Annotated in this window: 11 protein-coding genes; 7 read left to right on the forward strand and 4 right to left on the reverse strand. The window is 64.4% G+C overall.

Annotated elements, in window-relative coordinates; genetic code table 11:
- The 5 genes from ACEQXE_RS09065 to ACEQXE_RS09085 form a co-directional block, all read left to right on the forward strand.
- The coding region (locus ACEQXE_RS09065) for a LytTR family DNA-binding domain-containing protein (RefSeq protein WP_370178608.1) at positions 1-258 on the forward strand (258 nt) is incomplete at its 5' end.
- A gap of 104 nt (positions 259-362) precedes the next feature.
- Positions 363-1,226 carry a carboxylating nicotinate-nucleotide diphosphorylase gene (gene nadC, locus ACEQXE_RS09070; protein ID WP_370178610.1) on the forward strand — a complete coding sequence of 288 codons (864 nt, stop codon included), beginning with the start codon at positions 363-365 and terminating at the stop codon, positions 1,224-1,226.
- Between the two features lie 64 nt (positions 1,227-1,290).
- On the forward strand, positions 1,291-1,734 hold the full coding sequence (locus tag ACEQXE_RS09075; RefSeq protein WP_370178612.1) for a hypothetical protein: 444 nt from the start codon (positions 1,291-1,293) through the stop codon (positions 1,732-1,734).
- Between the two features lies 1 nt (position 1,735).
- On the forward strand, positions 1,736-2,449 hold the full coding sequence (locus ACEQXE_RS09080) for a ribonuclease T (RefSeq protein ID WP_370178613.1): 714 nt from the start codon (positions 1,736-1,738) through the stop codon (positions 2,447-2,449).
- Positions 2,449-3,198: a hypothetical protein gene (locus ACEQXE_RS09085; protein ID WP_370178615.1), complete on the forward strand. Its 750-nt coding sequence runs from the start codon at positions 2,449-2,451 to the stop codon at positions 3,196-3,198. The genes ACEQXE_RS09080 and ACEQXE_RS09085 overlap by 1 nt, the downstream gene beginning before the upstream one ends.
- Before the next feature lie 61 nt (positions 3,199-3,259).
- Here the strand turns inward: ACEQXE_RS09085 and ACEQXE_RS09090 are convergent, their stop codons facing one another.
- A complete protein-coding gene (locus ACEQXE_RS09090) occupies positions 3,260-3,715 on the reverse strand; it encodes a nucleoside deaminase (RefSeq protein ID WP_370178617.1) in 456 nt (151 codons plus the stop codon).
- 132 nt (positions 3,716-3,847) lie between these two features.
- Between ACEQXE_RS09090 and rpmB the strand changes: the two genes are divergently transcribed.
- A complete protein-coding gene (gene rpmB / locus ACEQXE_RS09095) occupies positions 3,848-4,141 on the forward strand; it encodes a 50S ribosomal protein L28 (RefSeq protein WP_370178618.1) in 294 nt (97 codons plus the stop codon).
- Positions 4,142-4,453: 312 nt separating this feature from the next.
- Here rpmB and ACEQXE_RS09100 read toward each other — a convergent pair whose 3' ends face one another.
- The 3 genes from ACEQXE_RS09100 to xseA are packed head-to-tail and all read right to left on the reverse strand — an operon-like array spanning position 4,454 to position 7,117.
- Positions 4,454-5,401: a M23 family metallopeptidase gene (locus ACEQXE_RS09100; protein WP_370178620.1), complete on the reverse strand. Its 948-nt coding sequence runs from the start codon at positions 5,399-5,401 to the stop codon at positions 4,454-4,456.
- Positions 5,398-5,601 carry a DUF2093 domain-containing protein gene (locus tag ACEQXE_RS09105; protein WP_370178622.1) on the reverse strand — a complete coding sequence of 68 codons (204 nt, stop codon included), beginning with the start codon at positions 5,599-5,601 and terminating at the stop codon, positions 5,398-5,400. Before ACEQXE_RS09105 ends, ACEQXE_RS09100 begins: the two co-directional genes overlap by 4 nt.
- Before the next feature lie 40 nt (positions 5,602-5,641).
- Entirely contained in the window at positions 5,642-7,117 is a 1,476-nt protein-coding gene (xseA, locus tag ACEQXE_RS09110) for an exodeoxyribonuclease VII large subunit (protein WP_370178626.1), read from the reverse strand.
- Here xseA and purD point away from each other — a divergent pair.
- The coding region (gene purD / locus ACEQXE_RS09115) for a phosphoribosylamine--glycine ligase (RefSeq protein WP_370178623.1) at positions 7,116-8,080 on the forward strand (965 nt) is incomplete at its 3' end. The two genes, xseA and purD, sit on opposite strands and share 2 nt — an antisense overlap.

An 8,080-nucleotide genomic window follows, 5' to 3' on the forward strand; every position in this document is an offset into this window, starting at 1 on the left:
ATCGAGGCGGCAGGCGATTACATGTGCATCTATACCGGCGACAATTCGCTGATCCTGCGCGAGACGATGACGGACTTGGAGCGCAGGCTGGACCCGCGCAAGTTCCAGCGCGTCCACCGCTCCACCATCGTCAATCTCGACCAGGTGCGCCAGGTGAAGCCGCACACCAATGGCGAATGCTTTCTGGTGCTCGGGAGCGGTGCCGAAGTGAAAGTTTCGCGCAGCTACCGCGACGTGGTGGCGCGGTTCGTGCACTAGTTTTCGTTCGCGGCGATTCGCATGCGCGAATGCCTCCACGGGGGCGGCCTGACAGCCGTCGGGCAGTCGCCCTCTGGCTGCCGCGACCAAGAATGGGCTCAATCATGACCTTTTCTCTTCCCGGCTTCGATCTCGACGCATTCGTTCGCGCGACGCTGGCCGAAGACCTCGGCGCAGGCATTCCCGGCGGAGGGCGCGATGTGACTTCGGAATCGGTCATCCCGCCCGATGCGCGCTTTGCAGGCGTGATGGACAGCCGCGATCCGATTACCGTCGCCGGACTGCCGATAGCGGCAGCATTCTTCCGCGCGCTCGACCCCGAATGCACGATCGAGCAGCTGGTCGAGGATGGCGCTCAGGTCGCACCCGGCACCGACCTGATGCGGATCGAAGGCAATGCGCGGGCCCTGCTGACTGCAGAGCGGAGTGCTCTCAACACCGTCCAGCACCTCTCGGGCATTGCCACGCTGGTGCGCGAGTATGTCGATGCGATGGGTAACCCGGATTGCACCCTGCTCGACACGCGCAAGACGCTGCCCGGCCTGCGTTTCCTCGAAAAATACGCGGTGCGCATGGGTGGCGGCAGCAACCACCGCATGGGCCTGTGGGATGCCGCCATGATCAAGGATAACCACATCGCGGTCGCCGGATCGGTGGGCGAGGCCGTGCGGCGCGCGCGCGATGCGGGGGTTGCCGAGATCATCTGCGAGGTCGACCGGATCGACCAGATCGAGCCCGCGCTGAAAGCAGGCGCGACCCGCCTGCTGCTCGATAATATGGAGCCACCGACCTTGCGCGAAGCGGTTAAGCTGGTGGCGGGCCGCGTTCCGACCGAGGCGAGCGGCGGGATCAACCTCGACACGATCCACGCCAAGGCCGCCACCGGGGTCGACTATGTATCGGTCGGTCGCCTGACCCAGAGCGCGCCCGCAGCCGATATCGGGCTGGATTTCACCACCTTGGACTGACCTGCGGCTTGCCGACGAGGCCCGCTTGCGGCAGTTTCGCAAAATTGCAGGCAAGGGGGCGCCGATGAAACCGCAATCGATCAAGCTGTTCGACTATTTCTACCTCGGGGCCATGTTCTTCGGCCTGCTCGGCTTCATTTCCGGCTATGACGTGCTGAAAGCGCAGCTGGCGGCGCAAAGCACTGCCAGCGGGATCAGCATCCCCCCCGTAGTGCTGCTGATAGCCTATGCAGTCGGCGCCGCGATCGGACTGCTTTTGTGGTACCTCGTTTCGCACAAGCGGCTGATCATCGCCAAGTGGATCATCGTGCTGCTGTTCCTGATCTCGCTCATGGGGGTGGGCGACTATTTCGCCGGGGCGATGCCGCTGTCCGAGATCTACGGCCTGCTGGGCCTGATCGCGCAGGCAGTGGCGGTAGGCCTGCTGTTCCGCGGCGATGCGATCCGCTGGCTGGAGGGCAAGGATTCGGCGGCCGAGCCCGAGGATACGCCTGTCGACCCGACCTGAGATGAGGCTGCGATTCCCGCTGTGGCTCGCTGGCCTCATTGTCGCGCTGGGTCCGGTTGCGGCGTCTGCCCAAAGCTACCAATGCACCGCCCCGCGCAGTGTCAGCGTGCCGAGTATCGCACGCGACGGGCCGACGCGGACCATGCCCGTCACCGGATATGTCCTGTCGCTCAGCTGGAGCCCGGAGTTCTGCCGTACGCGCAAGGATTCGCGCCGCCATGCGCGGCAATGCTCGGAGCGTGCTGGCAGCTTCGGGCTGATCGTGCATGGCCTATGGCCGCAGGGCGCACGGGGTTGGCCGCAATGGTGTCCGGCACGACGTTCGCGCCCCACCGGCGCGCAGCTTGCCCGGCAGATGTGTATCCAGCCATCGGCCAGCCTCGCGTTGCGGCAATGGGCCAAGCACGGTTCCTGCCTGGTCGATACGCCCGACCGCTATTTCCGCATCACCCGCGTCCTGCATCGCAGCCTCGACTGGCCCGATCTCGACCGGCTTTCCCGCAAGGAGGGGCTGACAGCAGGCGACATCCGCGAGGCATGGATTACAGCGAACACCAACTGGCGGCGCGAGATGATCGCGGTGAAGCTCAACGAGCGTGGCTGGCTTGAGGAAATCCGCCTGTGTTACGGGCGCGACTGGATGCCGGCGGCGTGCAAGCGCACCGCACGCGGCGCGGCGGACGATGTTCCGGCGAAAATCTGGCGGGGGCTGTAATGGGCGAGAAAAGAACTCTTCTGAACGCACTGCAAAAGTCCCAAATGGACGCCGTAAATTTGCTGATAGCCGAGCAGGAGCACAACGCACTTTGCTGGCGTTCAATTTTCCATGTGCCTCACTATTCAGAACTCTTGGTTGAGAAATTGAGGGTTGCTGAGGCAGGGATGAGTGATGTGGAGAAGCGAAATGCAGCTTCCGCGCTTCAATGGGTCGAGATCAACCTTTTGAGCGCTCAGCGGGAGGCACGGGAAGGATACAAGTCGGTTACGAGGCGAACGGTCATCGTATTGGCCGACATTCTAGAAAATGCCCTTGAGGCGACGATAGCCATATGCTTGCAGCATTTGGACCCTGCTCAATCTTCGTTGCAAGAAGTTACCTCCTACAGGCGCGAAGCCCATGCCGAACGCGAGTTCAAGAGGGCCATCCGGCGATGGGAATCCAAGCTATTCTCGACAATGCCTGATCGCACCGCTCGCATGGAGCACATGATCGGGGCTTTCTTCCCTGATTTTCGGGTACCAGAGGATGCCAGTCTATTAGACGAGCTTTTTGAGGCTAGAAACGAATTCACTCATGAAGCCATTCGCCTGTCCGAGCGAAATGATTTCGCCGGTCCGCCGACTTGGAGCCTAGAAAAGACTGATAAAGCATTTCAAGTTGCCGGAGATTTCTTGATAGCCATCATGAAATCAATACCTGGGGATCTAACGGCACCCATCCGCCCTTTCTCTTCTAGCGCCTAGAAAGCGAAGTCACAGTTCTGTCTTACTGCACGAAACTGCGGCTTCGCCACTGTACCCGTCACTAACGTCTGCGAGCAAAAAACCCTCGCAGCAACTCGCCAGCCTCTTCCTCACCCATTCCCGAATACACCTCCGGCCGATGATGGCACTGCGGATGGTCGAACACGCGCGCGCCATGCGCCACCGCGCCGCCCTTCGGATCGGGCGCCGCGTAATAGAGCCGCGCGATTCGCGCATGGGCTATGGCACCTGCACACATCGCGCAGGGCTCCAGCGTCACCCACAGGTCGCAGCCTTCGAGCCGCTCCTGACCCAACGCCTTCGCCGCAGCCCGTAGCGCGAGCACTTCTGCATGCGCAGTCGGATCGGCGAGCGTGCGCGGTGCATTATGCGCGGCCGCGATAATCTCCCCGTCGCGCACAACAACCGCGCCCACCGGCACCTCGCCCGCAGCGGCGGCCAGCCGCGCTTCCTCCAGCGCACGCTGCATCGGATCGGGCAAGGGCCATCGCGTCATGATGCACAATGCGCTAGGTCGCGTGTGCGGACTCGGCAAGCGCGGGTAGCATGTTGACGATTCGGCAAAGGGCCGCTAAGCGCGGCGACTTTCCGGCACAGACCGATCACCATTTTTGAGAAGAGATAAGCCATGTCGCGCATCTGCGAACTGACCGGCAAGGGTCGCCAGGTCGGCCACAATGTGAGCCACGCGAACAACAAGACCAAGCGTGTCTTCCTGCCCAACCTGCAGAACGTCACCCTGATGAGCGAGAAGCTGGACCGCAGCTTCAAGTTCCGCGTGTCGACGCAGGGCCTGCGCTCTGTCGAGCATAATGGCGGGCTCGACAACTGGCTGCTCAAGACCAAGGACGAAAAGCTTTCGTCGCGCGCCCTCAAGGTGAAGCGCGAGCTTAAGAAGGCGGCCGCCGCACCGGCAGCCTGAGCCTTTTAGGCTTCTTCATTCCGATACGGCTTAGGCCGAAACGAACCGGGCGCGTTCGCATTATCGTGCGAAACGCGCCCTTCGTTCGTCTGCGGGCCGCATTCGCGTCCCGATTCGCCGCTGTCCTACACGGTACGCACTCGCTAGCTTCGGCGCGGCTCTTTCACAGCGTCGATCCCAAGCAAAAGCGCGCCGTTCGGGTGCGAAGATTTCAACGCTTGTACACTGTGTCAGGTGTGTCAGGGCGAAAGCTAGGCCAGCCGAATCGGCATTCGCCCCAGCCGCACATCACCACCGCGTTTTACCGCCGCATCAGTCGGGCATCGGGCCGAGAAACAGCAGCGGGTCGAGCCGCGAATCATGCCACTTGAGGCTCCAGTGCAGATGCGGCCCGGTGGAGCGTCCGGTCGAGCCGACCGTGCCGAGATACTGGCCCTGCCTAACCTTCTGGCCCTCTCTCACCACGATGGTCGCGGAATGGAGGAAGGCGCTGTTCAAGCCCATGCCGTGATCGATCATCAGCAGGTTGCCTTCAAGCGTGAAGGGCGAATCGGCCACCAGGGTCACCACACCATCGGCGGGCGCCATGTACGGCGTGCCCGCACCCGGCGCGATGTCGAGGCCGGAGTGATAGGGTCCCGGCTTGCCCTGGTAGACCCGCTGGGAACCGAACCTGCCGGAAATGCGCCCTGTCACAGGCCAGATGAAATCCTGCCGCCAGCCTTCGCTGCCGGAACGGACCTCGCGTGCCGCAGCGATCTGCGCCAGCTCGCCGCCACGGAGCCTTTCGAACTCCGCGCTGCTGCGGCCCGCACGATAGGGCGCGTTGATATATTCCAGCTTCCAGTCGCGCGGTGCGATGGTGAGCGGGCTGGAAATCGTCCGGCCATTCTCAAGCGTGGCAACCAGTTCGATCTGGGGCCCCTGGTCGCGATCGAAGGCGGCGAAGAACGTCCCGTCCTCGGCAAGATCGAACTGCTGGCCGCCCAGCCGCGCACTGCGCGTGTTGCTCGGCACGCGGCCCCTGATCCAGCCGCCCTGCTCCAGTTCACCGCGAAACGTGAAGGTCGTGCGCACAGGCTCGGACGGAGTGGCCGCGGGCGCAGGCACTGCCGCCGGTGTGGTAGCGGGTGGCTCGGCAATCGGCTGGACGGTTTCGCGCGGACCCTCCTCGCCCACATCGCCGCTGGCCGTACAGCTGCCGATCGCTATGATCGAAGCCGCGCCCAGCGCCAGCCTTGCGGAGAAGCGCAGGATCACGCCTGGCCGGTCAGGCGGCGGGTCGCAATTTCGCAGCTCGCATAGGGTTCCTGGTGCTCAACGCTCCAGTACCGCAGGGCCTCCAGCGCAATCGGCTCTCCGGTCACGGCGCAGGGGACGAACCGGCCGGTCCGAATGACGCGGAAGGAATTGGCCTCGTAATAGAGCCGCGCGGGCTGGTCGCTGGAAGTGGTAAGCATGCGATTGATATAGCGATCCTGTCGCCGTGGGCCACCCCGTTCAGAACAGGTCGCCTTGCCCCGGATGCGGCGGAGGGCTTTTCCGTTTGGGCGAAGGCGGCGGAGGCGGAGGCGTGGCGGGCGGCGGGGCATCGCCCGTGCTTGCCGCGACCTGGCCATCGGCGAATTCGAGCGTCAGGCTGCCCAGCTTGCCCGCTGCATCCGCGCTACGCACCAGATCGCCTCCGGGCCCGAACACCAGCGCATAGCCGCGCTTGAGGGGCGCTTTCGGGTCCAGCGAACGGAGCATGCCGACACCCGCGTCCAGTCGCTCGCCCGCACGCTCCAGCCGCGTGGTGAGCATGGCCGGGGCCAGCCGCGTTGCGTCGAGCCGCTCCCGCGCTTGCATCACCCGCCATTGCAGCGTGGAAGGCGCCAGCCTTGCCGCCGCTTGGTCGAGCATGGCGCGCCCGATGCCGACCCGGTCGACCAGCGCGCGCCGATGACGCTCCGTCGCATCGTCGAGCGCCTGTGCGGAGGCCTGTAACAGTGCATCGGGCCTGGGCAGGCGCTGCGAGCAGGCCTCCAGCCGCTCCCGCCCCAGCGTGACGGGCCGCGAGGCACTGCGCATCTGGCGTGCGGCGAGGTCGGCAATTCCTGCGGCAAGTTCCGCGCGCACCGGCACGGCGCGTTCGGCAGCGGCGGTGGGCGTGGGCGCGCGGTGATCGGCAGCGAAATCGGCGAGCGTCGTGTCTGTCTCGTGTCCGACAGCGGAGATCACGGGAATCTTCGAATCCGCGATTGCCCGGACCACCTGTTCCTCGTTGAAGGCCCACAAATCCTCGATCGAGCCACCCCCGCGCGCCACGATCAGCAGGTCGGGCCGAGGCACGCTGCCACCGCGTTCAAGCGCGTTGAAACCGCGCACAGCGGCACTCACCTGCCCCTTTGCGCCCTCTCCCTGCACCAGCACGGGCCACACGATCACATGGCTAGGGAAGCGATCCGACAGGCGGTGGAGGATATCGCGAATCACAGCGCCTGTTGGTGAAGTGACCACACCGATAACCTGCGGCAGGAAAGGCAGCGGCTTCTTGCGCTCGGGCGCGAACAGTCCTTCGCCCTCCAGCCGCGCCTTGGTCTTTTCGAGCAGCGCGAGCAGCGCGCCTTCGCCCGCCAGCTCCATCCGCTCGATCACGATCTGGTATTTCGAGCGACCGGCGTAGGTCGTGATCTTGCCGGAGACGATCACTTCCAACCCATCCTCGGGCATGAAGGCGAGACGTGGCGCGGCAGACTTCCACATCACCCCGTCGATGACCGATTTCTCGTCCTTCAGGCTGCAATAGAGGTGGCCCGAGGCCGCGCGCTTCACGCCCGACAACTCGCCGCGGATTCGCACGAAGCCGAACCTGTCCTCCACCACGCGTTTCAGGCTGCGCGAGAGATCGGTGACGCTGAGCGGCTCGGAATTGTCGCCCGGCCTGCTGTTCGCTAGCAACGCCGGATCGGTATCGTCTGGAGTTGGCACGCGAATGAATATCCTCCTGCTCGGATCGGGTGGCCGCGAACATGCACTGGCATGGAAGCTCGCCGCCGCACCATCATGTTCCCGGCTCTTTGCTGCACCGGGCAATCCGGGCATTGCCGAGCATGCCGATATTGTCGCGCTGGACGCGGGCGATCACAAGGCCGTGATCGCGTTTTGCCACCAGAACGCAGTCGAGCTGGTGGTGGTCGGCCCCGAAGCGCCGCTGGTCGCGGGGCTGGCGGAAGATCTGCGCGCCGAGGGGATCGCCGTTTTCGGACCCGGGAAAGGCGCCGCGCAGCTGGAGGGCAGCAAGGGCTTCACCAAGGACCTGTGCAAGCGCGCCAATATCCCGACCGCGAAATACGAGCGCACGGCTTCGCTGGAAGAGGCATGGAGCGCGCTCAAGCGCTTCGATGCGCCCTTCGTGCTGAAGGCGGACGGGCTCGCGGCGGGCAAGGGCGTGGTGATCGCGCATACGCGTGAGGAAGCGCAGCACGCGCTGTCCGAAATGTTCGATGGGAAGTTCGGCTCGGCAGGCTCCGAAGTGGTGATCGAGGAGTTCATGCACGGCGAGGAAGCCAGCTTTTTCGCCTTGAGCGATGGCGAGATCATCCTGCCCTTCGGCACCGCGCAGGATCACAAGCGCGTGGGCGAAGGCGATACCGGCCCCAATACCGGCGGGATGGGCGCCTACAGCCCCGCCCCGGTGCTGACCGACGCGCTGATCGACCGCGCGATGCGCGAAGTCGTGGTGCCGACCGTGCGCACGCTGGCCGAGGACAAGATGCCCTATCGCGGCGTACTCTACGCCGGGCTGATGCTGACCGACGAGGGGCCGAAATTGGTCGAGTACAATATCCGCTTCGGCGATCCCGAGTGCCAAGTGCTGATGATGCGGTTCGAGGGCGATCTTGCCAAGCTGTTGAAGGCTTGCGCGACAGGCGATTTGGCGACCGCCGACCCGGTGCG

The sequence above is a fragment of the Alteriqipengyuania sp. genome, assembly GCF_964222115.1.
Classification (GTDB): Bacteria; Pseudomonadota; Alphaproteobacteria; order Sphingomonadales; family Sphingomonadaceae; genus Alteriqipengyuania.